The 26539-nt window shown below is 58.9% G+C and carries 25 protein-coding genes; 16 read left to right on the plus strand and 9 right to left on the minus strand.

The genetic code is table 11. The features are described from left to right. Positions 1 to 2: 2 nt before the first annotated feature. Positions 3 to 1142 carry an alpha-D-ribose 1-methylphosphonate 5-triphosphate diphosphatase gene (locus ACZ9BX_RS14970; protein ID WP_476218708.1) on the plus strand — a complete coding sequence of 380 codons (1140 nt, stop codon included), beginning with the start codon at positions 3 to 5 and terminating at the stop codon, positions 1140 to 1142. Then, entirely contained in the window at positions 1139 to 1738 is a 600-nt protein-coding gene (gene phnN / locus ACZ9BX_RS14975) for a phosphonate metabolism protein/1,5-bisphosphokinase (PRPP-forming) PhnN (protein ID WP_476218709.1), read from the plus strand. Before ACZ9BX_RS14970 ends, phnN begins: the two co-directional genes overlap by 4 nt. Positions 1739 to 2037: 299 nt before the next feature. On the opposite strand, the gene ACZ9BX_RS14980 is transcribed toward phnN, so the two are convergent. Both ACZ9BX_RS14980 and polA read right to left on the minus strand, forming a co-directional pair. After that, positions 2038 to 4305 carry a DNA translocase FtsK gene (locus ACZ9BX_RS14980; protein ID WP_476218710.1) on the minus strand — a complete coding sequence of 756 codons (2268 nt, stop codon included), beginning with the start codon at positions 4303 to 4305 and terminating at the stop codon, positions 2038 to 2040. A gap of 157 nt (positions 4306 to 4462) precedes the next feature. Beyond that, complete coding sequence (gene polA / locus ACZ9BX_RS14985; protein WP_476218711.1) at positions 4463 to 7453, minus strand: DNA polymerase I; 2991 nt, start codon at positions 7451 to 7453, stop codon at positions 4463 to 4465. Between the two features lie 98 nt (positions 7454 to 7551). On the opposite strand from polA, the gene ACZ9BX_RS14990 reads away from it, so the two are divergent. The 5 genes from ACZ9BX_RS14990 to ACZ9BX_RS15010 all read left to right on the plus strand — a co-directional run bounded on the left by ACZ9BX_RS14990 (position 7552) and on the right by ACZ9BX_RS15010 (position 11545). After that, positions 7552 to 7929, plus strand: coding sequence for a hypothetical protein (locus tag ACZ9BX_RS14990; RefSeq protein WP_476218712.1), 378 nt, complete (start codon positions 7552 to 7554; stop codon positions 7927 to 7929). A gap of 358 nt (positions 7930 to 8287) precedes the next feature. Beyond that, the gene (locus ACZ9BX_RS14995; protein ID WP_476218713.1) at positions 8288 to 8704 is read left to right on the plus strand and encodes a MarR family winged helix-turn-helix transcriptional regulator; all 417 of its coding nucleotides are present in this window, start codon (positions 8288 to 8290) and stop codon (positions 8702 to 8704) included. Positions 8705 to 8948: 244 nt separating this feature from the next. Continuing rightward, a complete protein-coding gene (locus ACZ9BX_RS15000) occupies positions 8949 to 10337 on the plus strand; it encodes a M20/M25/M40 family metallo-hydrolase (protein ID WP_476218714.1) in 1389 nt (462 codons plus the stop codon). Positions 10338 to 10390: 53 nt separating this feature from the next. Continuing rightward, on the plus strand, positions 10391 to 10576 hold the full coding sequence (locus ACZ9BX_RS15005; protein WP_476218715.1) for a hypothetical protein: 186 nt from the start codon (positions 10391 to 10393) through the stop codon (positions 10574 to 10576). 138 nt (positions 10577 to 10714) lie between these two features. After that, a complete protein-coding gene (locus ACZ9BX_RS15010; RefSeq protein ID WP_476218716.1) occupies positions 10715 to 11545 on the plus strand; it encodes an SH3 domain-containing protein in 831 nt (276 codons plus the stop codon). Between the two features lie 190 nt (positions 11546 to 11735). On the opposite strand, the gene ACZ9BX_RS15015 is transcribed toward ACZ9BX_RS15010, so the two are convergent. Continuing rightward, positions 11736 to 11918, minus strand: a complete 183-nt coding sequence (locus ACZ9BX_RS15015; protein WP_476218717.1) for a hypothetical protein — start codon at positions 11916 to 11918, stop codon at positions 11736 to 11738. A 235-nt stretch (positions 11919 to 12153) separates the two neighbouring features. On the opposite strand from ACZ9BX_RS15015, the gene ACZ9BX_RS15020 reads away from it, so the two are divergent. From ACZ9BX_RS15020 to ACZ9BX_RS15035, 4 genes are all read left to right on the plus strand, one after another. Further along, complete coding sequence (locus ACZ9BX_RS15020) at positions 12154 to 14439, plus strand: transglycosylase domain-containing protein (protein ID WP_476218718.1); 2286 nt, start codon at positions 12154 to 12156, stop codon at positions 14437 to 14439. 277 nt (positions 14440 to 14716) lie between these two features. Then, positions 14717 to 16627, plus strand: a complete 1911-nt coding sequence (gene dnaK / locus ACZ9BX_RS15025; RefSeq protein WP_027510474.1) for a molecular chaperone DnaK — start codon at positions 14717 to 14719, stop codon at positions 16625 to 16627. Positions 16628 to 16705: 78 nt separating this feature from the next. Beyond that, positions 16706 to 17845, plus strand: a complete 1140-nt coding sequence (gene dnaJ / locus ACZ9BX_RS15030) for a molecular chaperone DnaJ (protein WP_476218719.1) — start codon at positions 16706 to 16708, stop codon at positions 17843 to 17845. Between the two features lie 340 nt (positions 17846 to 18185). Beyond that, the gene (locus ACZ9BX_RS15035; RefSeq protein WP_027510472.1) at positions 18186 to 18392 is read left to right on the plus strand and encodes a hypothetical protein; all 207 of its coding nucleotides are present in this window, start codon (positions 18186 to 18188) and stop codon (positions 18390 to 18392) included. Positions 18393 to 18475: 83 nt separating this feature from the next. Here ACZ9BX_RS15035 and ACZ9BX_RS15040 read toward each other — a convergent pair whose 3' ends face one another. Further along, a complete protein-coding gene (locus ACZ9BX_RS15040) occupies positions 18476 to 18832 on the minus strand; it encodes a helix-turn-helix domain-containing protein (RefSeq protein WP_027510471.1) in 357 nt (118 codons plus the stop codon). A gap of 104 nt (positions 18833 to 18936) precedes the next feature. Next, positions 18937 to 19980, minus strand: a complete 1044-nt coding sequence (locus tag ACZ9BX_RS15045; protein ID WP_476218720.1) for a SagB/ThcOx family dehydrogenase — start codon at positions 19978 to 19980, stop codon at positions 18937 to 18939. 403 nt (positions 19981 to 20383) lie between these two features. Here ACZ9BX_RS15045 and ACZ9BX_RS15050 point away from each other — a divergent pair, with 403 nt between their 5' ends. Next, positions 20384 to 20602: a hypothetical protein gene (locus ACZ9BX_RS15050; RefSeq protein ID WP_027510469.1), complete on the plus strand. Its 219-nt coding sequence runs from the start codon at positions 20384 to 20386 to the stop codon at positions 20600 to 20602. Here ACZ9BX_RS15050 and ACZ9BX_RS15055 read toward each other — a convergent pair. Together ACZ9BX_RS15055 and ACZ9BX_RS15060 are read right to left on the minus strand one after the other, a co-directional pair. Continuing rightward, the gene (locus ACZ9BX_RS15055) at positions 20599 to 21402 is read right to left on the minus strand and encodes a helix-turn-helix domain-containing protein (protein ID WP_476218721.1); all 804 of its coding nucleotides are present in this window, start codon (positions 21400 to 21402) and stop codon (positions 20599 to 20601) included. The two genes, ACZ9BX_RS15050 and ACZ9BX_RS15055, sit on opposite strands and share 4 nt — an antisense overlap. A gap of 173 nt (positions 21403 to 21575) precedes the next feature. Beyond that, positions 21576 to 21899, minus strand: coding sequence for a hypothetical protein (locus ACZ9BX_RS15060; RefSeq protein WP_476218722.1), 324 nt, complete (start codon positions 21897 to 21899; stop codon positions 21576 to 21578). Between the two features lie 103 nt (positions 21900 to 22002). Between ACZ9BX_RS15060 and ACZ9BX_RS15065 the strand changes: the two genes are divergently transcribed. Further along, entirely contained in the window at positions 22003 to 22791 is a 789-nt protein-coding gene (locus ACZ9BX_RS15065) for a YdcF family protein (protein ID WP_476218723.1), read from the plus strand. A 4-nt stretch (positions 22792 to 22795) separates the two neighbouring features. On the opposite strand, the gene ACZ9BX_RS15070 is transcribed toward ACZ9BX_RS15065, so the two are convergent. Beyond that, complete coding sequence (locus ACZ9BX_RS15070) at positions 22796 to 23263, minus strand: hypothetical protein (RefSeq protein WP_027510466.1); 468 nt, start codon at positions 23261 to 23263, stop codon at positions 22796 to 22798. Positions 23264 to 23382: 119 nt separating this feature from the next. On the opposite strand from ACZ9BX_RS15070, the gene ACZ9BX_RS15075 reads away from it, so the two are divergent. Continuing rightward, a complete protein-coding gene (locus ACZ9BX_RS15075) occupies positions 23383 to 24018 on the plus strand; it encodes a trimeric intracellular cation channel family protein (protein WP_027510465.1) in 636 nt (211 codons plus the stop codon). A 4-nt stretch (positions 24019 to 24022) separates the two neighbouring features. On the opposite strand, the gene irrA is transcribed toward ACZ9BX_RS15075, so the two are convergent. Next, on the minus strand, positions 24023 to 24439 hold the full coding sequence (gene irrA / locus ACZ9BX_RS15080) for an iron response transcriptional regulator IrrA (RefSeq protein WP_027510464.1): 417 nt from the start codon (positions 24437 to 24439) through the stop codon (positions 24023 to 24025). Positions 24440 to 24737: 298 nt separating this feature from the next. Between irrA and fabA the strand changes: the two genes are divergently transcribed. After that, entirely contained in the window at positions 24738 to 25253 is a 516-nt protein-coding gene (gene fabA, locus ACZ9BX_RS15085; RefSeq protein WP_027510463.1) for a 3-hydroxyacyl-[acyl-carrier-protein] dehydratase FabA, read from the plus strand. Between the two features lie 59 nt (positions 25254 to 25312). Beyond that, on the plus strand, positions 25313 to 26536 hold the full coding sequence (gene fabB, locus ACZ9BX_RS15090; RefSeq protein WP_476218724.1) for a beta-ketoacyl-ACP synthase I: 1224 nt from the start codon (positions 25313 to 25315) through the stop codon (positions 26534 to 26536). The last annotated feature ends 3 nt before the right edge of the window (positions 26537 to 26539 follow it).

The following is a 26539-nucleotide window of genomic DNA, read 5'->3' on the forward strand; positions in this document are numbered from 1 at the left end:
AGATGACCAAAGAGATAGTCCTTTCCAACGCCCGCATCGTTCTTGAAGACGAGATCGTTGATGGCTCGCTTTTGATCCGCGACGGTAAAATTGCTGATATCTCGAAAGGCAATTCGGCAAACGGAGAGGATTTCGAGAGCGATTACCTGATCCCTGGTCTCGTCGAACTGCATACCGATCATCTCGAAGGCCACTATTCGCCGCGTCCAGGGCTTCGCTGGCATAAGACGGCGGCCATTCAGGCCCATGACGCGCAGATCGTCACCTCCGGCATCACCACCGTCTTCGACTGCCTGCGCATGGGTGCGGACGAAGACGGCGGCTTTGAACATGGCGAAATGCGCGAGATGGCCGATGCCATCCAGAAGGCAGAGCGGGAAGGCCGGCTTCGAGCGGAACACCTGATCCACCTGCGCTGCGAGGTCTCGGCCGACAATGTGATGGAGCATTTCGCGGATTTCGAGAACGATCCCTATGTCCGCCTCGTTTCGCTGATGGACCACGCGCCGGGCCAGCGTCAGTTCCAGACGATGGATCAATACGTCTTCTATTATCAAAAGAAGCGCGGCCTTTCGGACGAGGAGTTCGCGCGCTTCATCGAAAAGCGCCTCAACGAATCCGCCCGCAATTCGACGCCGCACCGCACCGCAATCGCCGAGGTCTGCAAGGCGCGTGGTATCACCGTTGCGAGCCACGATGATGCGACGCTTGCCCACGTCGATGAGGCGATGGAGAACGGCGTGCGCCTTGCGGAGTTTCCGACGAGCTTCGATGCCGCCAAGGCATCGCATACGCACGGCATGAGCGTGCTGATGGGCGCTCCCAACGTCGTGCGCGGCAAGTCCCATTCAGGCAATATCGCTGCTCGCGACCTTGCCGAATGTGGCGTGCTCGACGTGCTTTCTTCTGACTATGTGCCGCTCAGCCTGCTCTACGCACCCTTCATTCTTGCCGACGAGCTGGAAACGATCTCATTGCCGAAGGCGATCGCGATGGTGACGGCGACGCCGGCACGTACCGTCAGCCTCAACGATCGCGGCAGAATCGAAACCGGCCTTCGCGCCGATCTTGTCCGCGTCTTCCGCGACGAAGGCGTACCGGTGACCCGCTCCGTCTGGCGTGAAGGGCGCCGGGTCGCATGATTCCGTCGCACGAACCGCACCTAGTACCTGGCACCGAGCGGGGCATCATGGTCGTTGTCGTCGGCCCAAGCGGCGCCGGCAAGGACACTCTGATGAACCTGGCGGCCAAGCATTTTGCCGGCCGTCCCAACGTGCACTTCGTTCGCCGCGTCATCACGCGGGACGGCGATGCCGGCGGCGAAGACCATCTCTCCGTTTCCGAGGGAGGCTTCGTTTCGATGGAGCAATCCGGCAACTTCGCGGTATGGTGGGAAGCGCATGGGCTGAAGTATGGCATTCCGGCAGAGGTTTCCGTCGCACTGGCGAAGGGGCACCTGGTGATCGCCAACGGCTCCCGTTCGGCTCTCCACCGTTTTCAGGCCGTTTTTCCTCGTCTCAAGGTCATCAACGTGACAGCGCGCCCGGAAGTGCTGGCCGGACGTCTCGAGGCTCGCGGCCGCGAGACCCACGAGGACATCATGGCCCGCCTCGCCCGCGGCTCACTCACCGTGCGCGGCGACTACGACGTCACCGAGTTCGACAACAGCGGTTCGCTGGAACAGGCCGAGCGCAAGATCGTCGACACGCTCAACGGCTTCCTCGCTGAAATCGCTTAGCCGGCTAGGAGAGCTCCTGACCATCGTAATCGTTCCCTACTTACGGTGCTGCACGGCTCTACCGCTGCACTTCTGACAATGCTGTGCTCAGGGATCGCATTGCCTTGCGCGGATATCTGCGAACGTATTCCCGAAGGGCCGAAGCCCATGTGGCTCTCAAGCTTCGGCTCATGGATGAAGCCAATGGCGACTGGAGCTACTGCACCGGCGGCAAGTCTGCGTTCGTGCGTGAGGCCGAACGGCTTGCTGGATTGGGTTAGTTGCAGCCGGCGGGCGGATTATAGTACCTGCGCTGGCAACTATTCGCCGTCCGCTCGTCCCGACACGATCTCACGCTTGCCGACATGGTTGGCCGGTCCGACGAGGCCTTCCTTTTCCATGCGTTCGACCAGCGATGCGGCGCGGTTGTAGCCGATGCCGAGGCGGCGCTGGATGTAGGAAGTCGAGCATTTCTTGTCGCGAAGCACGACCTTGACGGCCTGATCGTAGAGCTCATTGCCGTCCTCGGATGCCGTGGCGCTCTTGTCGAAGACGGCGCTGTCTTCCGGCTCGGCATCTTCCTCTTCATCCGCGGTGACCGTCTCCAGATATTCCGGACGGCCCTGCGTCTTCAGATGTGCGACGACCTTTTCGACTTCGAGATCGGAGACGAACGGGCCGTGGACGCGGGAAATCCTGCCGCCGCCCTGCATGTGCAGCATATCGCCCTGGCCGAGGAGTTGCTCGGCACCCTGTTCGCCAAGGATCGTGCGGCTGTCGATCTTCGACGTCACCTGGAAGGAGATGCGGGTCGGGAAATTCGCCTTGATCGTGCCGGTGATGACATCGACCGAGGGACGTTGCGTCGCCATGATCAGGTGAATGCCGGCGGCGCGCGCCATCTGGGCGAGACGCTGGATCGCGCCTTCAATCTCCTTGCCGGCGACCATCATCAGGTCGGCCATTTCGTCGACGATGACGACGATATAGGGCATCGGCGCCAAGTCCATTTCCTGCTGCTCTTCGATCGGTGCGCCTGTGCCCCTGTCGAAGCCGGTCTGGACCATGACGTGGATGGTTTCGCCCCTGTCGCGCGCCTGCGCCACGCGGCCGTTATAGCCGTCGATGTTGCGCACGCCGAGGCGCGACATCTTGCGGTAACGCTCCTCCATTTCGCGCACCGCCCATTTCAGCGCCATCACGGCCTTCTTCGGATCGGTGACGACGGGCGTCAGCAGGTGCGGGATGCCGTCATAGACCGACAGTTCCAGCATCTTCGGATCGACCATAATCAGGCGGCACTGCTCCGGCGTCATGCGATAGAGAAGCGACAGGATCATCGTGTTGATCGCGACGGACTTACCGGAGCCAGTGGTGCCGGCCACCAGTAGATGCGGCATCTTCGCAAGCTCGGCAATCACCGGCTCGCCGCCGATTGTTTTGCCAAGGCCGAGCGCCAGCTTGTAGCCGCTCTTCTCGAAATCCTGGCTTTCGATCATTTCGCGGAAATAGACGGTCTCGCGGATGGCATTCGGCAATTCGATGCCGATGACATTGCGGCCGGGCACGACGGCAACGCGGGCGGACAGCGCTGACATGGAGCGGGCGATATCGTCAGCCAGGCCTATGACACGCGACGACTTCACACCGGGTGCGGGCTCGAATTCATAGAGCGTGACGACCGGACCGGGACGCACATGGATGATCTCGCCTTTGACGCCGAAGTCTTCCAGCACGCTTTCCAGCAGTCCGGCATTCTGCTCCAGCGTTTCCTGCGACATGATCTCGCCCAGACGCTCCGGAGGCTCCTGTAGCAGTGCGCGCGGCGGAAATTCGTAGCCGGATGGATCGATATTCGCCGGGATAATCTTCTGGGTCACGGCACGCGGTGCTGGCGCCAGATGTGCAGTGGCCTGCACGCGAACCGGCATCGGCGCGATCGGCTGCGTTTTCGCGATCACCGACGCGGCCGGTTGGGTTTGTGGGGCCGCCGTCGATATAGGCTTTGCAGGTGCTGGAGCGGCCATTGCTGTGGCCAGTGCATTAGTGCGCGCCGGCGGCCTCCCTCCCGGACGCCACTCCATCACGCGGAAGCGCGAGATAATCGATTCCGGCGTGGCCATAATCTTCGGCAGTGAAGCAGTTGGAGCGATAATCGGGGCCGCGGCCGCTTCCTCGAAGGCCATGACTTCCCAGAAAGCGAAATCGGAAATGTCCGCAAGCTCGGACGACGCGCGGAATTCCGGTTGAACCGCAGCGACATGCTCCGGATGGTCGCTCTCGGGCACATCCCGAACATAGATATCGAATGGCACATCGATCATGATCGGAGCGCTCGGCTCGGCATCAACAGCCGACTCTTCGCTGACGGCTTCCTCACGAATCGCTTGTTCCGACTCGGTCGGCGGGCGGCGTTTGCTGATCAGGTTTTCCGGTGTGCGGGTAAAACGCACGTTCGGTGCGAGCGAGAAATTGCTCTGCCAACCCGGCGCTGCGGGAGCGACATTCATGTCACCGCCTGCATGCTGTACGTCGATTTCCGAGGAAAATTCCTCGGCATCCGTCAAGTTCGTTCTGGGAAAACGCATGCGACACGCTACTCGCTCAATTTCTGACCCAACCGGATTAGAAAATGAAGGTTAACAAGTTCCTTCCAGTCGCACCTAAACGGCACACCTCCCGAAGCCTAAATTGAGCATTATCAATTGGTTATGCTACTGAGAAAAATCTTCGAGGACGAAGCGCTCAGTGCGCTTCTTCCCAATTGGTGGCGGCGCGCGCATCGACCTTCAACGGCACGCGCATTTCAAGCGCCGGCATGGCGGCATTTTCCATGACGGAAACGATGATCGGCATCGCCTTTTCGACGTCGGCATCCTCAACCTCGAAGACCAGCTCGTCGTGCACCTGCAGCAGCATGCGGACCCGATTCGCAAGACCGGCTTCGGCGAGCGCGGGCTCGATCTTGATCATTGCCCGGCGAATAATATCGGCCGCCGAGCCCTGGATCGGCGCGTTGATCGCAGCACGCTCGTTGAAGGCACGCACTGAAGGATTGGACGAGCGGATTTCCGGGTAGTTGATTCGCCGCCCGAAGATCGTCACGACATAGCCCTTGTCGCGCGCCATCTGCTTGCGGCTGTCCATGTAGTCGCGGATGCCGGGGAAGCGCTCGAAATATTTCTTGATGTAGTCACCCGCTTCGGAGCGTTCGATCGAGAGCTGGTTGGCAAGGCCAAACGCGGAAATGCCATAGATGATGCCGAAGTTGATCGCCTTGGCGCGGCGGCGCACCTCCGCCGGCATGCCGTCGACCGGAACGCCAAACATTTCGGAGGCCGTCATCGCGTGAATATCTATACCTTCGGCAAAAGCCTGGGTCAGTTGCGGGATTTCCGCGACATGCGCGAGCACGCGCAGTTCGATCTGGCTGTAATCGGCCGAGATCAGCTTATGCCCGGGCACGGAGATGAAGGCGGTGCGGATTTTTCGGCCTTCCAACGTGCGCACCGGAATGTTCTGCAGATTCGGCTCGGACGACGAAAGGCGCCCCGTCGTCGTCGAGGCCAGCGAATAGGAGGTGTGGACGCGCTTCGTCTGTGGATGCACATAGCCCGGCAGCGCATCGGTGTAGGTGGATTTCAGCTTGGTCAGCTGACGCCAATCGACGATCTTGCGCGGCAGCTCGTAACCCGCGGTTGCAAGCTCCTCCAGCACGCTTGCCGACGTCGACCATTGCCCAGTCTTCGTCTTGTTGCCACCGGCAAGCCCCATCTTGCCGAAGAGGATGTCACCAAGCTGCTTCGGCGAGCCGATCGTGAACTTCTCGCCCGCCAGCGTGTAGATTTCGTCCTCCAGACGCGCAGCTCCTTGTGCCAGTTCGCCGGAAAGGCGGGACAGAATCTGGCGGTCGACGGTGATTCCTCGCTCCTCCATGCGCGCGAGCACCGGCAGCAGCGGCCGTTCCAGCCGCTCGTAGACGGCTGTTAGCGTTGCTGCGGCAAGCCGCGGCTTCAGCACCATCCAGAGCCGCAGCGTCACATCGGCGCCTTCGGCGGCATAGTGTGTGGCGCGGTCGATATCGACAAGGTCGAACGTGACATTCGCCCTGCCGCTTCCTGCGATATCCTTGTAAGCGATCGGCTTGTGGCCGAGAAATTTCTCGGAGAGCGAATCCATGCCATGCGCGCCAATGCCGGCGTCGAGCACGTAGGACATCAGCATCGTGTCATCGAAGCTCTTTGTCTCGACGCCGTAGCGCTTCATCAGCAGATAATCATATTTCAGGTCCTGCGCGACCTTGAGGATGGACTCGTCTTCGAGCAGCGCCTTGAGCCGCGGCAACGCGTCCCGCATCGGTATCTGGTTGTCCGCAACCCCGCCGCCAAGGAGATCGCTGACGCCGTTCCTATGGCCGATCGGGACATAGGCGGCGCGGGTCTTGAGGCCCGTCGGGTTCTTGTCGTTGTCGGCAATCGCCATCGAGAATCCGACCAGCTCCGCCTGCATCGCATCAAGCGAAGTGGTTTCGGTATCGAAGGCGACGAGGCCTGTTGCCCGCGCATCGCCAATCCATTTGTCGAGCGTCGCGAGATCGCGGATCGTCACGTAGGTAGAATGATCAACCGGCAACGCTGCAAAGGCTTCGGCGCGCGCCTTGGCAAGTTCGGCGGGGGTAAAGCCTTTGCCGGCGGGCTTGGCCTTCGCCGGAATCGGAACGGCAGCGCCCTCAACGTCCGGAATGCCGCCTGCAACCGGCTCCGGTTCAACGGCATCAAGATCGGGGCCGTGCGCAGCAGCACCCCACTCGACCTTTACGTCGGCCGCCTCGATGGCGCTCGCATCGCAATTGCACGCCTCCGCCACACGGCGCGTCAGCGTCGTGAATTGCAGCGCCTTCAGGAAGCCGATCAACTTCGGACCGTTCTGCACTTCGAGAACGAGGTCGTCCAGACCAAGCACCAGCGGCACGTCAGATCGCAGCCGCACCAATTCGCGCGAGAGCCTTGCCTTGTCGGCATTTTCGAGAATCGCCTGGCGGCGCTTTTCCTGCTTGATCTCATGCGCACGGTCCAGCAGCGTGTCGAGGTCGCCGTATTCTGCAAGAAGCTGTGCGGCGGTCTTCGGACCGACGCCAGGAATACCCGGAACATTATCGACCGAATCGCCGGTCATTGCCTGCAGGTCGATCATCTTTTCGGGGGAGACGCCCCATTTCTCGATGACGTCCGGGATGCCGATCTGCTTGTCCTTCATGCTGTCGTACATGTGGATGTTCGGCGTTACGAGCTGCATCAGATCCTTGTCGGACGAGACGATCGTCACATCGGCGCCGGTCGCTTCCGCCTGGAGGGCATAGGTGGCGATGATATCGTCCGCCTCGAAACCTTCGGTCTCTATGCAGGGCAGGTTGAAGGCGCGCGTCGCCTCCCGGATCAGCCCGAATTGCGGTATCAGTTCATCCGGCGGCGCAGAGCGGTTCGCCTTGTAGGCATCGTACAAGTCCTTGCGGAAGGTCTTTGCCGAGTAGTCGAAGATTACCGCAAGGTGCGTGGGCGTGACGCCGACGGACGTGTCGCGCGCATCGGTCAACAGCTTCCAGAGCATGTTGCAGAAACCGGAAACGGCGCCGACCGGCAGGCCGTCGGACTTGCGCGTCAGCGGCGGCAGAGCGTGAAACGCCCGGAAGATGAAACCCGAACCGTCAATAAGGAAAAGATGATCGCCTTTTTTCATGGTTGCATGGATAGCGTGGCGGGATGGAAACGTCCATTGCACATGCTGTTTGCGGTACTATTTATTGCTGACCTTTTGCCTTCGAAATGGAATTGCCTATGGAAAAGCGCAGCATCGCGGTCGCCTATGCCGTACCGCTTATTCTCATGGCAATCGTTCTTGCCAGCTCCTATGCACTGGGTGACGGCCCTGCGGTTATCTTTCGCAAAGTGCTTTTCGCGCCTGTGTTCCTGCTGGCGACCAAGGGTTTGCGAACCTTCTTTCCGCAGCATCTGGATCGCACGCGAAGCTTCAGCACCCAAGCAGAATTTCAGCTGTTGAACGCCTTGCTCATTTCTGCCTTTCTGATCTCGGTCGGCCCTTACGAATCGCTTCGCATCGTTCCGCTGATCTGCGCCTTTGCCGGCATGGCCATCCTGATCGCCGGATGGAATCTTGCATTCTTCTGGCATGATCGTCGAAGGGCTCAGGACTAGGACTTTGCGGCCCTCACCGAACTGTTACCAATTTGTAATTGTCGGTTCGGCCGGCTTCCCTTGAAAAACCACATTCCCGATCACAAATCATAGTCACCGGCGTTTGATCGCGCCGAGGGTCTGATTACCGGCTTGTCCCCCGCCGCATCAGACTTGGACAAAGGCCTTATCCCCCTCTCCGGGCCTTTGTCCCCATTTTCAAGCCGCCATGGCCAACCTCCAGGCCATGGCGGCTTTGTTTTTCCGCAGAGATGCACATTTATGAAGCTCAAGGGCAAATTTTGATCCATCGCATGCGACTTGTTGCATTGTTTCGCATCCGTTTTTGAGCCTAACTGCAATCATGGGATTTAACAGGATGGATTCGGGAGCATACCTTGCAAGCCAGCTGGCCAAGGGTTTTGCCCGCTCGCTGCAGCAGCGCGCGGCGGGGCTCGGTTTTTCTCCCGGGCAATTCCCGGTCCTTCTCGAACTTTGGGCGGAAGACGGCCTGACGCAGAAGCAATTGCTCGAACGCGTCGATATCGAACAGGCGACAATGGCCAATACGCTTGCACGCATGGCGCGCGACGGTCTCATCGAGCGCCGCCCCCATCCTTCCGACAAGCGAGCACAGCTGATCTTCCTGACGCCCATCGCACGGGCGATCGAAGATGAGGCTGTCAGGACAGCGCGCGAGGCTGACCTTGCGCTTTTCCAAGGTTTCAAGACCTTCGAACGCGAGCTGATGCTGGAATATATCCGGCGCCTTCTCGAAAACGCGAAGAAAATCTGATCCCTATTCGGCAGCTGGAACATCCCGTGAGCGTTTTCGCAACGGTCCATCGGCGCGCGCCGAAAGCAAGCCTTCGCGCGCCGTCAGCTTTTGCGCTCGGCTCGATATCAGGCTTGCCGAGCATATCGCGGCCTTTGTGCCTTCGTAGGACGGCTTGTTAACGGCTTCCAAATTCCGACTTTTCTTCCTCGAAACGTCCCCACCTTTGGTCTATCGTCCGGCCAAATTTCAAAAGGAGTCGGAAATGACAGACGTAACCCCGGTGCTTTCGCGCGCGGATCAGAATCTCGGTTCAAGCCTCGACAGACTATTCGAGTTGCTGCGCATCAAATCGATCTCGACCGACCCGGCTTACAAAGCGGATTGCCACATGGCGGCTGAATGGCTGGTCGCCTATTTGAAGACGCTGGGCTTCGAAGCTTCCGTTCGCGATACTCCCGGCCACCCGATGGTCGTTGCGCACCATGCAGACGCCGGTGCGGATGCGCCGCATGTGCTATTCTATGGTCATTACGACGTTCAGCCGGTCGATCCAGTTGAGCTCTGGGAAAACGATCCCTTCGAACCCGCCATCACGGACATGGGCAACGGCCGAAAGATCCTGACCGGCCGCGGCACTGCGGACGACAAGGGCCAGCTCATGACCTTCGTCGAAGCTTGCCGGGCCTATAAAGAGGTCAACGGCGCGCTTCCCTGCCGGATTACCATCCTCTTCGAGGGCGAAGAGGAATCCGGCTCGCCCTCGCTCAAGCCCTTCCTGGAGGCAAATGCGGCCGAACTGAAGGCCGACTACGCGCTTGTCTGCGATACCGGCATGTGGGATCGTGAGACCCCGGCAATTGCTGCTACCCTTCGGGGCCTTGTTGGCGAAGAAGTCGTCGTTACGGCAGCAGACCGCGATCTGCATTCCGGGCTTTTCGGCGGCGCGGCTGCAAATCCAATCCATGTCCTGACAGCGGCGCTTTCCGGCCTCCACGACGAAACCGGCCGCGTTGCGCTCGAGAACTTTTATGAAGGCGTCGAGGAAACGCCTGCAAACATTAAGGCCTCATGGGAAAAGCTCGGCCAGACCGCTGAAAGCTTCCTGGGCCAAGTCGGCCTTTCGGTGCCGTCGGGTGAAAAAGGCCGCTCCGTTCTGGAACTCACCTGGGCGCGCCCGACGGCTGAAGTCAACGGCATATGGGGCGGCTATACCGGCGAGGGTTTCAAGACCGTGATTGCCGCCAAGGCTTCGGCCAAGGTTTCCTTCCGCCTCGTCGGCAAGCAGGATCCGGCAAAGATCCGAGAAACGTTCCGAAGCTATATCCGTTCGAAAATTCCTGCCGACTGCTCGGTCGAGTTCCATCCTCATGGCGGTTCGCCGGCAATTCACCTTCCATACGATTCTCCGGTGATCACCAGGGCGAAGAGCGCTCTTTCCGACGAATGGCCGAAGCCCGCCGTCGTCATCGGTATGGGCGGCTCAATTCCGATCGTCGGCGATTTCCAGACAATGCTCGGCATGGAATCGCTGCTTGTCGGCTTCGGCCTTTCGGATGATCGGATCCATTCGCCCAACGAGAAATATGAGCTCGCCTCCTACCACAAGGGCATCCGCTCCTGGGTGCGCATCCTCGACGCGCTGGCAGCCTGAAACAAAAAGCGTGCCTCGCAATTTAAGCGGGCACGCATTCAGACGAAGGCCGGATGGAACCGGCCTTTCGTCATCCGCTTCGCTTCAATGCCAGTACATCCGTGGTCAAGGAAAAAGCGGACATTGCAGCCAATTGGCTGCGATCTGTTGAGCCTCAAATCGGAAGCCGCCCCGGCAATTTCAAGGCCCAGAGCCCGGATTCTTCCGTTCAAGCTGTGTTCATGCAAGATGTGCTATAAACCATTGAAAGACAAGACGAATGATTGCCGTCTCACAAAAGCCGGCAAGCGTTCTGACTATGCCCCGGAAACGGCAAAAGCCGAAGTAAAAACAAATACCGGATGTGGCATGACGTCTGCTTCCCAGGGAGTTGAAACGTGAAACGCACCCTTTTGAAAATTGCCGCGACCGGCATGCTCTTGCTTGTTCCGCTGATCGCTCAGGCCGCAGAAGGCTTCGCGACGACGAACGTCAATATGCGCGCCGGCCCAAGTACTGCGTATCCGGCGGTCACCGTAGTTCCGGCCGGCGAATCCATCGAAATTTTCGGCTGCCTTGCCGATGTTCCATGGTGCGACGTGGAGTTCTACGGCGGCCGTGGCTGGGTGCACGGCCGATATATCCAGGCGCTTTATCAACAGCGCCGCGTTTATCTCGGGCCTCAATATTATCGCCCGCTCGGTATTCCCGTCGTTGTCTTCAGCTTCGGCAGCTATTGGGATCGCTATTACCGCGACCGTGACTTCTATCGTGACCGCGATCGCTGGCGCCGCGGACCAGACTTCTATCGCGGCCCGGACCGCCGTCCGGAACCTTACCGGGGGCCCAGTCGCAGACCTGATTTCGAGCCGAGGCCAGCTCCGCAATTCGAGCCGAGGCCAGCTCGGCGCCCGGAATTCGACCGGCGACTGGAACGGAGGCCCGATTTTAGCCGTACGCCTGAAAGGCGCCGTGAGTTTGATGATCGTCCGGATCGCCTGCCGAATTTCGATCGTGCGCCCAGCCGGAGGCCTAATGTCGAGAGGCAGCCGGACTTCAACCGTGAACTGCGCAATGACGGCGATCGCGGCCGCCGGAGTTTCGAACGTCGGGGCAATGATGACAATCGCGTCATCCGCCGGGGCGATGATAACCGTGGCGGTGATAATGACCGCCGCAGGCCACGGCGGGGTGCCTGCAAGCCAGGCGAACCGGGCTGCCGGAACTAACCAATGAAGGTCCAGGGCGGCGGAAATGCCGCCCTCTCCATTGCAGAGTTGAAAAAGCCCGACGCTCCAAGAAGGAGGCGCCGGGCCTGATTTCGATCGGCCGTGTTGAGGGGAGACGACCGATCCATCACGGGACTTGAGGGCTGTCCCGCTATGGTAAAAACTAGTGGGACAGCTAAAGGTTCCCAAATTACCAAACAGAAGCTTTTCGTTCAGAGCCTGCCGTAAGTTCGTGCATCTCTGCAAACGGGCCGTGCAGCATTTTCAGGCGGCTTTCTTCCATCTTGCCCTGCCGACATTGCCGCGCAAATTCATGGACGCTCCAGATTTCGCGAAGCCTGGTCTCATCTATTCTCTTAAGATCAATGCTCATAATAATTGCCTATCTATTGCGCTTATTGCTTTTTTCTTCGGCGCAAGGTGGCGCGATATATGTCAGTTCTGTGACAATCGCAACGAATGGCAGCCATGCGCAAGCGGCACGGCTGAAGCCGCTGTCGAGACCGCTTGCCGGCAGTCTTAACCACCCCTTAAATCGCCGTATTTACAGTCCACCCGGATGATTGCGCAAAGAGCGCTTGCGACACATGGGGTGCGGCCGGTCCACGATGGCAGGTAGGGGCAGATCACGTGATAGAATCGAACCGTCCTTCAGCGGCCGTAGCCGCTATGAAGACGACGACGATTTCTCGCTGGATGACGACGACCGTGTCGCGGGCGGACGCGGAACCAGACGTTCTTCCTCGGAACCCACACGAAACCGCGCACCAGACAGGAAAAGGCGCGGCAGACGCGAGCGGCCGGAACGCCAGGATGGCGGCCTCTTCCGTTTTATCCGCCGTGCGGTCTATTGGTGCGTCGTTCTTGGTATCTGGGCCGGCATCGGCGTGGCTGGCCTGGTTTTCTACTATGGCTCGCGCATGCCGAGTGCCAGCACGTGGGCGATCCCTGACCGGCCGCCGAACGTCAAGATCACATCCGTCGATGGCAGCGTGATCGCCAATCGCGGCGCCACGGGCGGCGAGGCACTGTCGCTCGATCAGATGTCGCCTTATATTCCCGAGGCGATCGTTGCCATTGAAGATAAGCGCTTCTATTCGCATTTCGGCGTCGACCCGATGGGGCTTGCCCGCGCCCTCATCAATAATTTGACCGGCCAGCCCATCCAAGGCGGCTCGACGCTGACGCAGCAGCTCGCAAAGAACCTCTTCCTCTCACCGGATCGCACGCTGGAGCGCAAGGTCCAGGAAGTGCTGCTATCCTTCTGGCTCGAGCAGAAATATACGAAGGACCAGATCCTTGCGATGTATCTGAACCGCGTCTTCTACGGCTCGAATGCCTATGGCGTCGAGGCCGCCGCCCGCCGCTATTTCAACAAGTCTGCGCGCGACGTGAATCTTGGTGAAGCGGCTTTGCTCGCCGGTCTCGTCAAGGCGCCGTCACGCCTTTCTCCGGCCCGCGATCCCGAAGCCGCAAACGTCCGTGCCCAGGTCGTGCTGCGGGCCATGCGCGATCAGGGCTATATCACCGACAACGAGGTGAAGACGGCGATGACGCAGACGCCGTCCAAGGCGAAGAGCTACTGGTCGGGTGCCGGTCAATATGTGGCCGACATGGTAATGGACGAGCTTGCCGGACTGGTCGGCGAGGTGAAAGAAGACCTCATCGTCGACACGACAATCGACAAGGGGCTGGAAAAGAAGGCCGAGCAGTCGCTGAACGACATTCTCGGAAAGGACGGCGCAAAACTCGACGCGTCTCAGGCTGCTCTCGTCTCGATCGACGGGACCGGGGCGATCCGGGCACTTGTCGGCGGCAGGGACTATGCCGAAAGCCAGTTCAATCGGGCCGTCAAGGCGAAACGCCAGCCTGGTTCCTCGTTCAAGCCTTTTGTCTATGCCGCTGCGCTCGAAAAGGGGCTGACGCCTTATTCAGTCTTCAACGACGCGCCGATCCGCATCGGCAACTGGACGCCTGAAAACTACGAAAAGAAATACAATGGTGAGGTGACGCTCGCGACTGCTCTTGCGAAGTCGTTGAATACCGTCGCAGCCCAACTCGTCATGTATGACGAACCGGAGCAGGTGATCAAACTCGCCCACCGTCTCGGCATAGAGACCGAGCTGCAACCGAATGCCTCGATCGCGCTCGGCACGTCGGAGGTATCGCTCATGGAACTCACTGCGTCCTACGCCTCCTTCATGAACGGCGGCTATAAGGCAACCCCGCATGTGATCCGCCGGGTGACGACCGCCGAAGGCAAGGTTCTTTATGAGAACACCTATGACAACCCGCCTCGCGTTCTTTCCGAAACGGTCGCCGCCAACATGAATGCGATGATGATGGGCACGATCGAGACCGGCACGGGCAAAAGCGCCAAGATTCCTGGCTGGCAGGCCGCCGGCAAAACCGGCACAACGCAGAATTCCCGCGATGCGCTCTTCGTCGGGTTCACCAGCAATCTGACAACCGGCGTCTGGTTCGGCAATGACGACGGCACGCCGATGAAGAAGGTCACTGGCGGCGGCCTGCCGGCGAAGGCGTGGCAGGAATTCATGATTGCCGCTCATAAGGGCCTTTCGCCTGCTCCGCTTTTCGGCAATGGTCAATTCATCTCGGACCCGAATGGATTCGGCAACCAGCCGATGGCGCAGGGTGAACCGCAGCCGATGCAGGAGCAGCCGACAACGATTAGCGGCATCATTTCCGGCGTTTTCGGAGGTCGGACCAGCACGGAGGCGCAAACATCCTTTCCTCCGGCACCCGGTCAGCAGCAACAGGCCGTAGCCGCCCCGGAAGGACCGATTCCGCCGGGAGACGTCGGCGGCCCGGCAGCAACATCTTCCCTCCAACCGCGCCGGACCACGTTGCTTGATCTGATCATGGGACAATAGCGAAAGCGCCTCATGCCAAGCGCAAGCCGGCTTTGTTAAGTCCGCCGAGGCGCGAAGGGTAGCGGACTTCTTTCACGCGCTGTAGAAAGTGAATGCAACACGTTCGTTTTGCTGGATCTCGGGCTCATTCTCGCCTTGCAGTCAAGAAAACCGCTCCTTATATACGCCGCATCACCGCAATCACGATTGCGTTAATTCCGAAGACCCACATCCCGTAAGGGGCTGTCAGGAAATGCCTTCGCGGGGTTCCGACAGCTTGCTTCAAGGAGTAAATGACATGGCAAAAGTAATTGGTATCGACCTCGGAACGACAAATTCCTGCGTCGCTGTCATGGACGGCAAAGACGCGAAGGTCATCGAGAACGCGGAAGGCGCGCGTACGACCCCTTCCATGGTGGCATTTACCGACGATGGCGAACGCCTTGTCGGCCAGCCGGCAAAACGCCAGGCCGTCACCAATCCAACGAACACGCTCTTCGCCGTCAAGCGCCTGATCGGCCGCCGCTACGAAGATCCGACCGTTGAGAAGGATAAGGGTCTTGTCCCCTTCAAGATCTCGAAAGGCGATAATGGCGACGCCTGGGTCGAAGCCAATGGCAAGGGCTATTCGCCCGCGCAGGTCTCCGCAATGATCCTTCAGAAGATGAAGGAAACTGCTGAATCCTACCTCGGTGAAAAGGTCGAGAAGGCCGTCATCACGGTTCCGGCATACTTCAACGACGCACAGCGCCAGGCAACCAAGGACGCCGGCAGGATCGCGGGTCTTGAGGTTCTGCGCATCATCAACGAGCCGACCGCAGCGGCGCTGGCTTACGGCCTTGACAAGAAGGAAGGCAAGACGATTGCCGTCTATGACCTTGGCGGCGGTACTTTCGATATTTCGATCCTCGAAATCGGCGATGGCGTCTTCGAGGTGAAGTCGACCAACGGCGACACCTTCCTCGGCGGTGAAGACTTCGACATGCGTCTCGTCGAATACCTCGCTGCCGAGTTCAAGAAGGACAATGGCATCGATCTCAAGAACGACAAGCTCGCTCTTCAGCGCCTGAAGGAAGCTGCCGAAAAGGCCAAGATCGAGCTCTCGTCCTCGCAGCAGACCGAAATCAACCTGCCGTTCATCACGGCTGATGCTTCCGGTCCGAAGCACCTGACGCTGAAGCTGACACGCGCCAAGCTCGAGAGCCTAGTCGACGACCTCGTTCAGCGCACGATCGCGCCGTGCAAGGCAGCCCTCAAGGACGCCGGCGTCACGCCCGCCGAGATTGATGAAGTCGTTCTCGTCGGTGGTATGAGCCGCATGCCGAAGGTTCAGGAAGTCGTCAAGCAGCTGTTCGGCAAGGAGCCGCACAAGGGCGTCAACCCGGACGAAGTCGTTGCTCTCGGCGCTGCCATCCAGGCCGGCGTTCTGCAGGGCGATGTCAAGGATGTTCTGCTCCTCGACGTAACTCCGTTGTCTCTGGGCATCGAAACCCTCGGTGGCGTCTTCACCCGTCTGATCGAACGCAACACGACGATCCCGACCAAGAAGTCGCAGACCTTCTCGACTGCCGATGACAATCAGCAGGCTGTCACCATCCGCGTTTCGCAGGGCGAACGCGAAATGGCTGCCGACAACAAGCTGCTCGGCCAGTTCGACCTTGTCGGCTTGCCGCCGGCACCGCGTGGCATGCCGCAGATCGAAGTCACCTTCGATATCGACGCCAACGGCATCGTCAACGTTTCGGCCAAGGACAAGGGAACCGGCAAGGAACAGCAGATCCGCATCCAAGCCTCCGGCGGCCTTTCGGACGCCGACATCGAGAAGATGGTCAAGGATGCAGAATCGCATGCTGCAGAAGACAAGAAGCGCCGCGAGACCGTAGAAGCCAAGAACCAGGCCGAGAGCCTGGTCCACTCGACGGAAAAATCGCTGAAGGATTACGGTGACAAGGTCTCCGAGGCCGACCGCACCGCGATCTCCGATGCTATTGCGGCTCTGAAGTCTGCAGCCGAGGCGACCGATCCGGATGCAGAGGACATCAAGGCCAAGACGCAGACTCTCATGGAAGTATCCATGAAGCTCGGCCAGGCGATCTACGAGGCCCAGCAGTCGGAAGCCGGTGCGGCAGATGCTTCGGCAGGTGATGACAATGTCGTCGATGCCGACTACGAAGAAGTCAAGGACGACGACCGTAAGAAGTCCGCATAATCCGCAACGAGGCGGTTATGCTAAACACTGCAATCCGGCTGCCGAAGGGCAGCCGGAAATCCATTTCCGGGGTTTAAATTGGCAAAAGCGGACTTTTACGAAACTTTGGGCGTCGCCAAAACGGCGGATGAAAAAGAGCTGAAAAGCGCCTTCCGCAAACTGGCAATGAAATATCATCCGGACAAGAACCCGGACGATAAGAACGCCGAAATCAAATTCAAGGAAATCAACGAAGCCTATGAGACGCTGAAGGATCCACAGAAGCGCGCAGCCTACGACCGTTACGGTCACGCAGCCTTCGAGCATGGCGGCATGGGTGGTGGCGGCTTCGGCGGCGGTGGTTTTGCCGGCGGCGGCGGTTTCTCGGATATCTTCGAAGATATCTTCGGCGAAATGATGGGCGGCGGGCGCCAGCGCCAACGCTCTGCCGGTGGCCGGGAACGCGGTGCCGATCTTCGCTACAATATGGAAATTTCGCTGGAAGAAGCCTTTTCCGGCAAGACGGCGCAGATTCGTGTTCCAACCTCGATCACCTGCGATATGTGCTCAGGTTCCGGCGCCAAGCCCGGCACACAGCCGAAAATCTGCGGCACCTGTCAGGGATCCGGCCGCGTTCGCGCGGCGCAGGGCTTTTTCTCGATCGAACGAACCTGCCCGACCTGCCACGGCCGCGGCCAGATCATTCCCGATCCATGCCCGAAGTGCCATGGACAGGGCCGCGTGACGGAAGAGCGTTCGCTCTCGGTCAATATACCGGCCGGCATTGAAGATGGTACGCGCATCCGCCTGCAGGGCGAAGGCGAGGCCGGCATGCGCGGCGGACCGGCGGGCGATCTCTACATCTTCCTGTCGGTGAAGCCGCATGAATTCTATCAGCGCGATGGAGCGGACCTCTATTGCGCCGTTCCGATCTCGATGACAACGGCAGCACTCGGCGGCACTTTCGACGTGGCGACGCTCGATGGCACAAAATCGCGCGTGACCGTTCCGGAAGGGACACAGGCCGGTAAGCAGTTCCGCCTCAAGGGCAAGGGCATGCCGGTGCTGCGCTCCAGCCAGACGGGCGACCTCTACATCCAGATCCAGATCGAGACGCCACAAAAGCTCTCAAAGCGCCAGCGCGAGCTGCTGCAGGAATTCGAACAGCTTTCCTCCAAGGAGAACAACCCGGAATCAACGGGCTTCTTTGCCCGCATGAAGGAATTCTTCGAAGGATAAGGGCCGACGCGCAAACATAATTCAGATTGAAGCCGGGCTTTCCTTCCCGGCTTTTTTCATGTCGTAGAGATCTATAGGCAAGGCGCCGGCGGCCATTTTAAGGGCAACCCTTCGATCGTGCGATGGGCGGTAAGCCACCACTGGCATATGGCGCGTATGTTTCAAAACCGCACGAATTCGGAATCGCTCCGCAGACCAATTCTGTTCCAATTTGAAACACAACAAACCGGCAATATGTCCTGCGTTAACGCAGGCTGCGGATGCCGCTTGCAACCTGCTGAAATGGCATCACTATTATCCTTGGAATTCTGGGGAACAAACCAAACTTAGGGTCACTTCCATGACGGCAGCAGCCTCCTTGCCCTTCCAGCCGGATGACGTCGACGTCCTTGCCGGCGCACTTTATACTTGGTGTGCGGAGCACAACATCAAGCTTCGCAGCCAGCAAGGACTGTCGATCGCCAGCATCGCGATCGACCTTTATCACGCCGGTCATCATACGCAGGACGAATTGCTCGTCGCGCTGCACGAACGCGAACTTCACTAGAAAATCCGGACCAAAAGAAACTCGCCCTGCGGCGGGCATGAGGTACCGGGATTGTCTTTTGTTATGGCGCCGCGATGGGAGCGTCAGGCGGCCTTTTCCGTGCTCATCAGCGTCAAAATCGTCTTGACCGCCTCCTTGCCTGCTGGCGAGCGAAGCCTGTCGTAATTGATGGCCAGTTCATAAGCTTCAGGGCTCAGTTCAACCTTTGACGGGAACTGCGCCATTTCCGTGCCCTCAAAGAGCGCTGAGATTTCGACGCCAAGAAAGACCGCGATCTGATGCAACTTGCTGGCTGAGACGCGGTTGGTGCCTTTTTCATATTTCTGGATTTGCTGAAACGTTAGGCCGAGAGCTTCCCCCAGCTCCAGTTGCGAGACACGGCGGCGGGCACGAAGCTGTCTGACATTGCGACCGACGAGAATATCTACCGGATCTGGCACCTAAGCATTCCCTCACATATTAACAAATTGCTTATAGCAATATGCCGGTTATTGAAAATAACTCAACCCATCAGTTGCAAAATTCAACCGACTTTTTTTGGGCCTTACGCAGCGTCAGGGAAGCCGAGCGTCAGTGCGTAGATCGGCGCATGGGCGGGGTTGCGGAGGCCTATTAGTTCACCAATCATCGTGTGGCTCAGCGCCGCCGTCGGGCAGGCTGTCATGCCACGGGCGGTGGCGGAAAGCATGATATTCTGGCCGATGTGCCCCGCCTCGATCATGACCACACGATAGGCATTGGCATCGCTGTATTTCCACATGGTGCGGTCCATGTGGGCGACGAGAACGATCATACAGGGCATGGTATCGGCCCATTCCTGGCCGCCCACGAGATCGGCAAGCAAAGGCGAAGCATCCGATATCTTCGCCAGTGAATGCTCAAAGGCCGAATAGTGGTAGATGCCCGGCGCCAGCCCGTCGACTGCCTTGACGAAGACATAGGCCTCGTAGGGGTTGCGTGCGCCGCCGGAGGGCGTCATCGACAACGGCAGCGTCACCACGGCATTTCGAGCAGTGCCGGTAATTCCAAGGCCTGCGAAAAGCGCTTCGGAAAGTGCTGGCAGTGACACGGCTTTCGCGAGACCTTTGCGTTGAGTGCGCCGCTTGGCCATCAGTTGCAGTAACGAATTGCCGGAAAGCACCTCTGGGAGCGCAGTGACGTCCACTCGCCCCGAATTGAGGCTGTAGAGCTCGATCTCACCGTCGCTGGCGAATGCAGCCCGCTGTAGATCCTCGGCCTCATTTAGCGACATGTATTCAGGATCCTGAACACAGAAATGCATCAGTGCCGCGGGCACGCCCCATTTCCAATGCCGGCGGAAGGCGTCCTCGCGCATTTCAAGGTTAGACCCTTCAACGACCAGTGCGGACATCTCGACAAGCGCCGCAAGCGTTTCATCGAGTTCGTCCTCGCTATAGCCCGGCGCCTGCTCGCGGATCGCTGCGCGGTCACTCCAGTCGGCAACAGCGCGCAAAAAATCCAAGAGATCCGGGCTGCACTCGAAGACAGCCTTGGTAAGGAAATTACAGGCAACGAACTCGTCACCGTCATTGTGAAAGACGAGCGTGCGGGAGGAGCGATATCGCATGGCAGGAAAATGCCCGCCGTGGCTTATTCGCCCGGCAGGCACCTCATCATTTAATCGATGCGGAACATCATGCCGCGGCTCACAAAAGTCGGCTTGGCCTTGATTGCAGTAACCTTAAGGTTCGGCTTGCTCTTCTTCTGCATGTCCGTTCTCCTCGGTTCGAAGACGATCGATCCTGATCGCGGGCCGAACAATGAGGTGCCAACCGCAAACATTCAATTAATTCACAAATATTAGTTTGATACATCCGAGTGATACATTGCTTCAGCTTAACGTCAAAAACCAACTATTTCTGAATTAAAATCGTTATCATTGGGTTTATGCAGAAATATCTAGCTCAAAAATGCGAACTATGCCAATCATAATGCGCAATTGAACTCTACGTGACCGACGGAGAAGCACGATGGACCAGAAAAAGACTGTGCAAGCCAAACAAGCGCTGAATTTTGATGATGGCGTCGGTGACTATGCGATCGATATGCTGAATACGCTGATCGCGCAGAGTCGGAGCGCCCGGCAGCCCATGCTGACTTACCTTTTGTCGATGGCGCTGATTGAGGCGCACCGCGTCAATGTGGATCACGCTCCGGTAACCCATGAAGCCGGGCTTTCACTGAACTAGCCGAGGTCGCGTGTAACCGCGGAGATAAAATCGGCGCGTTGCTGCACAATCATATCCCGCACGATCCGCGGAACGGCCTCATCGGTCGTTCGATAGACCTTCGCGAGGCGCAGCGCCGTTCTGAGGTTGATCTTCGCGCTCAGCGGCACCATCACAACCGCACTGAAGGATGGTCCAGCCGGAGTAAAGATCATGGCATGGCCACCAAGCAACTTCTCCGAGAAGGGCAACCACCAGAGACGCATCAGCGTCGGCTCCTGTGTGCCGATCTGATTGGCGGCCACAAAGGAAAGACAATTAAGACGCTCGACGACGATGCCCTTGTGATCACCGGTGAAGCGCGACCAGTACTCGCCCCTCTTTACCGCGCGATTGGTGAGGCGCCGGAAAGTCGTGGCACTTCCCTGCTTGGCAATAACGATAACAGCGCAGAGCAGGCTCCCCGGCGTACTCGGGATCGTCATGTAGGCATGATAAATGCCAGGCGCGATACCGGCGGACGGATCGGCAAAGAGGAGCGGCTCGAGCGCATCCCGCGCCGCAGATAGGATGCGCTGCGCTGACGGGCGGCCGTGGTCCAAATCGACCGAAACCGGCCGCTGGTACATCTCCTCCTCGGTGACCCCGAGATATTGGCAGATTTTTTTGACAGAGGCGCGGCCCGGCGCGCGCCGTGCCTGAAGATAGGATTCAATCTGCGAGCGGCCGATTTGCATGCCGCGCGCGGCAGCGCTGATGCTGCCCGCCTTGGCAAGACAGAGGCGCCGTAGATTTTCGGCGAAATTCTCGAGTGCAGACATGTCCGCGATGGCTTCCAGGCGATGAGTCGGCCTCAAACTAGCGGCTCGAAAGACGGAACACAAACGGGCGGCGAGACAAATCCGGGGATGATCCCCATTGAGGGCTGAGCTGCACATCGATAGGCAGTATCGGCAGGCCGTGGTGAGCTGCCGGTATATTTTTTCGTTATGATTCAACGATGAATGATGCGATACGCCGGACAACCGGCATGACCTGCAACAGCACCGGAAAAGCGAATCCAGGACAGTGCCCATGTGGATGGCCACATGGTAAGCGTAAGCGGGCCGATACCTTGCGTGCGGACAATACTGATGGCGGAGGTGACACTGATGGCGGAGACGACGCCTCTCATCAGCATCGACGGGATAAATGGCACGACAATCGCGTTATAGCGTTTGGGGAATTTGCCACTGCCGGCCGAACCAATTGCGCAATGCTCAGGCGGCGGATTGCGCGTTGATTGACGTAAACGCTTACGGAGCTTCGCTTGAAGCAACGGTGTTCCTATGCCCGAAAGCCCAGCCGTGCTGTGCGTCTGTCATTCCCGTCATGACCGAATCGGATAGGATGCCGCTGAACTTAGCACAGGGGGGCCATCGTTGTTTCTGTTCTCAAAATTAGTCTGGGTCTTCGGCCAGCCGCTTTCGCTGGTGTTCTTCCTCATTCTCTTCGCATTCCTTGCTGTGGTTCTCCGCTTCAGGCGCCTCGGCGCGTTTTTCTCTGCATTCGCCACGCTGTTGCTCTTCGTCGTCCTCTTCACCACGACAGGCAATTACCTCCTCCAGGGCCTGGAGTTGCGTTTTCCAAAGCCGGACCGTGATCCAGGTAACTTGCAATGCATGATCGTTCTCGGCGGTGCATTTGAAAATGAAGTGAACACGACCGGCCACGGAATCGAGTTCAATGCGGGCGCAGACCGTTTTGTCGAAGCGCTGCGGCTGGCGCAGAAATACCCGCAATCGCGCATTCTGGTCTCCGGCGGAGATGGCTCGATTTCCGGAAAATATGAAGGCGACGCGGCCGCCTCGGCACGCTTCTTTCCGCTCTTTGGGGTTCCGCATGAACAGCTCATCGAAGAGAGGACATCCCGCACGACCTTTGAAAACGCGATCAATACAAAGGAACTGCTTGCAAGCCAGGGACTGGCGAACTGCCTGATGATCACATCCGGCTATCACATGCCGCGTTCGGTCGGCATTTTCCGCAAGCAGGGCATCGATGTCGTGCCGTGGCCAACGGATTACAGGACGGACGGCCATGTAACGCTCGGCCTCGACTTCACGCAACCGAGCCAGAACGCCCAGAACATGGCGACTGCCGTGCGCGAATGGTTCGGCCTTATCGGCTATTACTTTGCGGGCCGAACGTCGGCGCTTTATCCCCGCTGAGCCGCTATTTCTTCGAAATTGTGACGAATTTCGTGCCACGCACGCGAGCCGTGACGACGCATGGACCGCTATCGGTGCGATCGCAGAAGCGCGGATGCATCTTCATGGCCAGCACCATATTGCCGAAGCGCTTGATGAAGTCGTAGCCATAGATCTGCGCGGTCGCAATCATGAAATAGCCGCCCTCGGCCACCTGCAGATAGAAGTTATAGGTGCAGCCATCATCATTGCACTGCGGCCCCTTCTTTCCGTCGCAGGTCAATTCGCCCTCGTTGACCACAACATCGATAAGGCCGTCATTGTTGATGTCCTGACGTGTGATGTAAGCGTCCGAAAATTCGGCCTTCGTACATTGCTCGGTGAAATGCTTCTTCTCGTAGATTTCCGGATCCGAGATCAGCGATTGCTGTGCAGAGGCGGACGGAGCCACAAGGAGGGCTATGACGTTCAGGACGATGAGAAGCGCTTTCACGGCTTTCCTCTTTTGTCGGATAGACACTAACAGCCGCGCATTCTAGACGATCCGCCTTGCGCCGCCCTTGCCACCATGATTCAGTTCAGCATCGTCTGCCGGCTCTTGGGGGGCCAATCATGTCTCTGCTCGCTTATCTCGATTATGCCGGCATCGCGCTCTTTGCCGCGACGGGCGCACTCGCCGCCTCGCGCAAACAGCTCGATCTCATCGGCTTTCTCTTCTTCGCAATGGTGACGGGCACCGGCGGCGGTACGGTGCGCGACATTGTGCTTGGCCGCGTGCCGGTGTTCTGGGTGCTGAATCCGGCCTACATCGTCATCTGCTGTCTGGTGGGCATCGTGGTTTTCTTCACCGCCCATCTCGTGGAGTCACGTTATCGCCTGCTGATCTGGCTCGATGCGGTGGGGCTTGCCGCCTATTGCGTCATGGGTGCAGCCAAGGGACTTGCTGCGACGGGCTCGCCGACGATCGCGATCGTGACAGGGACACTGACGGCAACCTTCGGAGGCGTGCTGCGCGATCTGATGGCTAACGAGCCTTCCGTGCTCCTGAGGCCCGAAATCTACATCACGGCAGCGCTCTTTGGTGCGGGCATCTTTACCGGCGCGACTGAACTCGGCCTGCCGCTCTATATGGCTTCCGCGTTCGGCGTCATCGGCGCCTTCGCCGTACGCGGCGGTGCATTATGGTTCGGATGGACGTTCCCGACCTACATGCACAAACCCGGCCGCCACCCTGACGATGTCATGTGAAAAATCAGCGCTTCGGGCGCAGGCGGATCACCACGTCGACATGAGCAATTTCCATACCCGCCGGTGGCTCCGGCAGATTGCCGATCGTCAGGTTGCTGACGGGAATATCCAGCACCTCGTTATCTCCTTCGACAAAGAAGTGATGGTGATCGGAAACGTTGGTGTCGAAATAGGTCTTGGCGCTCTCGACGGCGAGAACGCGGATCATGCCTGCCTCGGTAAACTGATGCAGCGTATTGTAGACCGTAGCCAGAGAAACCGGCACACCGGCGGTGACCGCTTCTTCGTGCAATTCCTCGACCGTCAAATGCCGGTCGCCCTTGGCGAAAAGCAGATCGCCTAGTGCAACACGCTGACGCGTCGGCCGCAGGCCTGCGCTACGCAGTCTGGCTTCAATTGCGATCGGGGCTGCAGCCGCCATCAGGAAAGAACTCCGGTTATTCTAGCGTCAATCAATCAGGTTTCCTAAGCCATATAACTTTTGCGCGGAAGCCTTTCAATAGTTTCAATGGGGACAATGGACCTCGAAACGCCGGAAAATCGGGCTTTTAACGCAATTGGGTCTGGCCGGGGCCTTGGCCTTCCTGTATGCGACCACCAAATAAGGCGACAAGTCAGTTCAGGACGGCGGGAGAACTAGTCATGCTTATGCTTCATTTTCCTCGGAACTTGGACTAAACACTCACTCCATAGGCACGTGCGGGGGAAACAGAGTTTTGATGACAACGAAACAATCCAGCTTCACTTATGAGGAAATTCTGACCTGCGGCCGCGGCGAAATGTTTGGCCCGGGTAACGCGCAGCTGCCGCTGCCGCCGATGCTGATGTTCAATCGCATTACGCAGATTTCCGAAGACGGTGGACCGCACGGCAAGGGTTTCATTCGGGCTGAATTCGACATCACACCGGACCTCTGGTTCTTCCCCTGCCACTTCATGGGTGATCCCGTGATGCCTGGCTGCCTGGGCCTTGATGCCATGTGGCAGCTGACCGGCTTCTTCCTCGGCTGGCTCGGCGAGCCTGGCAAGGGCCGCGCGATCTCGACCGGCGAAGTCAAGTTCACCGGCATGGTGACGCCGAAGACGAAGCTTGTCGAATATGGCATCGACTTCAAGCGCGTCATGCGCGGCCGCCTCGTGCTCGGCATCGCCGACGGCTGGATGAAGGCCGATGGTGAGGTCATCTACAAGGCTACCGATCTGCGCGTCGGCCTCTTCCAGGAAAAGGCCGCCTGACTGTACCGGGTGAAACGGCCCGGTATTCCAAGATAGAAAAAACGAAAAGGTCGAAACACATGAGACGGGTAGTTGTCACGGGTCTGGGCGTTGTTTCCTCGATCGGCAATGATGCCGCTGAGGTCACGGCCTCGCTGCGCGATGCCAAGTCCGGCATTTCCTTCTCCAACGATTTTGCCGAGCATGGCTTCAAGTGCCAGGTCTGGGGTCGTCCCAGCCTCGATCCGACCGATCTGGTCGATCGCCGCGCCATGCGCTTCCTGTCGCAGGGCGGCGCCTGGAACCATGTCGCGATGAAGCAGGCGATTGCCGATTCCGGTCTCGAAGAGTCCGTGATCAGCGGCAACGAACGCACCGGCATCATCATGGGCTCCGGCGGCCCGTCCACGCGCACGCTAGTCGAAGCCGCCGAGATCACCGTCAAGAACAACAGCCCGAAGCGCATCGGCCCGTTCGCCGTGCCTAAGGCTATGTCTTCGACGGCATCGGCAACGCTTGCGACGTGGTTCAAGATCCATGGCGTCAACTACTCGATCTCGTCGGCCTGCTCGACCTCTGCACACTGCATCGGCAATGCCGCGGAAATGATCCAGTGGGGCAAGCAGGACGTGATGTTCGCTGGCGGCCACGAAGACCTCGACTGGACCATGTCCAACCTCTTCGACGCGATGGGGGCGATGTCCTCCAGGTTCAACGACACGCCGGAGAAGGCTTCGCGCGCCTACGACGTCAACCGTGACGGCTTCGTCATCGCCGGTGGTGCCGGCGTTCTCGTACTCGAAGAACTGGAGCATGCCAAAGCGCGCGGCGCGAAGATCTACGCTGAGATCGTCGGCTACGGCGCGACCTCCGACGGTTACGACATGGTCGCCCCCTCTGGCGAGGGCGCCGTGCGCTGCATGCGTCAGGCACTCGCGACGGTGAAGGGTGATATCGACTACATCAACACCCACGGCACCTCTACGCCGGTAGGCGACAGCAAGGAAATCGGCGCGATCCGGGAGGTCTTCGGCGACAAGATGCCTCATATCCAGTCGACCAAATCGCTGACGGGCCATTCTCTCGGTGCTGCCGGTGTCCAGGAGTCGATCTATTCGATCCTAATGATGCAGGAAGGCTTCATCGGCGAAAGCGCCCATATCAAGGAAGTCGATCCTGAATTCGACGGCGTGCCGATCGTCCGCAAGCGCATCGACAATGCCAAGATCGACATCGCCCTGTCCAACTCCTTTGGCTTCGGTGGCACCAACGCGACGCTCGTTTTCCAGCGCTATAACGGATAAGAA

It is taken from the genome of Rhizobium sp. USDA 3886 (assembly GCF_056279785.1).

What these genes read in the sequence shown, in the direction of transcription:
- ACZ9BX_RS15035 (WP_027510472.1), top strand. Translation starts at nt 18,186, where the DNA reads ATGACGGCAGCAGCCTCCTTGCCCTTCCAGCCGGATGACGTCGACGTC.
- ACZ9BX_RS15050 (WP_027510469.1), top strand. Translation starts at nt 20,384, where the DNA reads ATGGACCAGAAAAAGACTGTGCAAGCCAAACAAGCGCTGAATTTTGAT.
- ACZ9BX_RS15005 (WP_476218715.1), top strand. Translation starts at nt 10,391, where the DNA reads ATGGAACCGGCCTTTCGTCATCCGCTTCGCTTCAATGCCAGTACATCC.
- fabA (WP_027510463.1), top strand. Translation starts at nt 24,738, where the DNA reads ATGACAACGAAACAATCCAGCTTCACTTATGAGGAAATTCTGACCTGC.
- ACZ9BX_RS15000 (WP_476218714.1), top strand. Translation starts at nt 8,949, where the DNA reads ATGACAGACGTAACCCCGGTGCTTTCGCGCGCGGATCAGAATCTCGGT.
- ACZ9BX_RS14990 (WP_476218712.1), top strand. Translation starts at nt 7,552, where the DNA reads ATGGAAAAGCGCAGCATCGCGGTCGCCTATGCCGTACCGCTTATTCTC.
- dnaK (WP_027510474.1), top strand. Translation starts at nt 14,717, where the DNA reads ATGGCAAAAGTAATTGGTATCGACCTCGGAACGACAAATTCCTGCGTC.
- polA (WP_476218711.1), bottom strand. Translation starts at nt 7,453, where the DNA reads ATGAAAAAAGGCGATCATCTTTTCCTTATTGACGGTTCGGGTTTCATC.
- ACZ9BX_RS14970 (WP_476218708.1), top strand. Translation starts at nt 3, where the DNA reads ATGACCAAAGAGATAGTCCTTTCCAACGCCCGCATCGTTCTTGAAGAC.
- ACZ9BX_RS14980 (WP_476218710.1), bottom strand. Translation starts at nt 4,305, where the DNA reads ATGCGTTTTCCCAGAACGAACTTGACGGATGCCGAGGAATTTTCCTCG.
- ACZ9BX_RS14995 (WP_476218713.1), top strand. Translation starts at nt 8,288, where the DNA reads ATGGATTCGGGAGCATACCTTGCAAGCCAGCTGGCCAAGGGTTTTGCC.
- ACZ9BX_RS15015 (WP_476218717.1), bottom strand. Translation starts at nt 11,918, where the DNA reads ATGAGCATTGATCTTAAGAGAATAGATGAGACCAGGCTTCGCGAAATC.
- phnN (WP_476218709.1), top strand. Translation starts at nt 1,139, where the DNA reads ATGATTCCGTCGCACGAACCGCACCTAGTACCTGGCACCGAGCGGGGC.
- ACZ9BX_RS15045 (WP_476218720.1), bottom strand. Translation starts at nt 19,980, where the DNA reads ATGCGATATCGCTCCTCCCGCACGCTCGTCTTTCACAATGACGGTGAC.
- irrA (WP_027510464.1), bottom strand. Translation starts at nt 24,439, where the DNA reads ATGGCGGCTGCAGCCCCGATCGCAATTGAAGCCAGACTGCGTAGCGCA.
- ACZ9BX_RS15075 (WP_027510465.1), top strand. Translation starts at nt 23,383, where the DNA reads ATGTCTCTGCTCGCTTATCTCGATTATGCCGGCATCGCGCTCTTTGCC.
- ACZ9BX_RS15055 (WP_476218721.1), bottom strand. Translation starts at nt 21,402, where the DNA reads ATGTCTGCACTCGAGAATTTCGCCGAAAATCTACGGCGCCTCTGTCTT.
- fabB (WP_476218724.1), top strand. Translation starts at nt 25,313, where the DNA reads ATGAGACGGGTAGTTGTCACGGGTCTGGGCGTTGTTTCCTCGATCGGC.
- ACZ9BX_RS15020 (WP_476218718.1), top strand. Translation starts at nt 12,154, where the DNA reads ATGGCAGGTAGGGGCAGATCACGTGATAGAATCGAACCGTCCTTCAGC.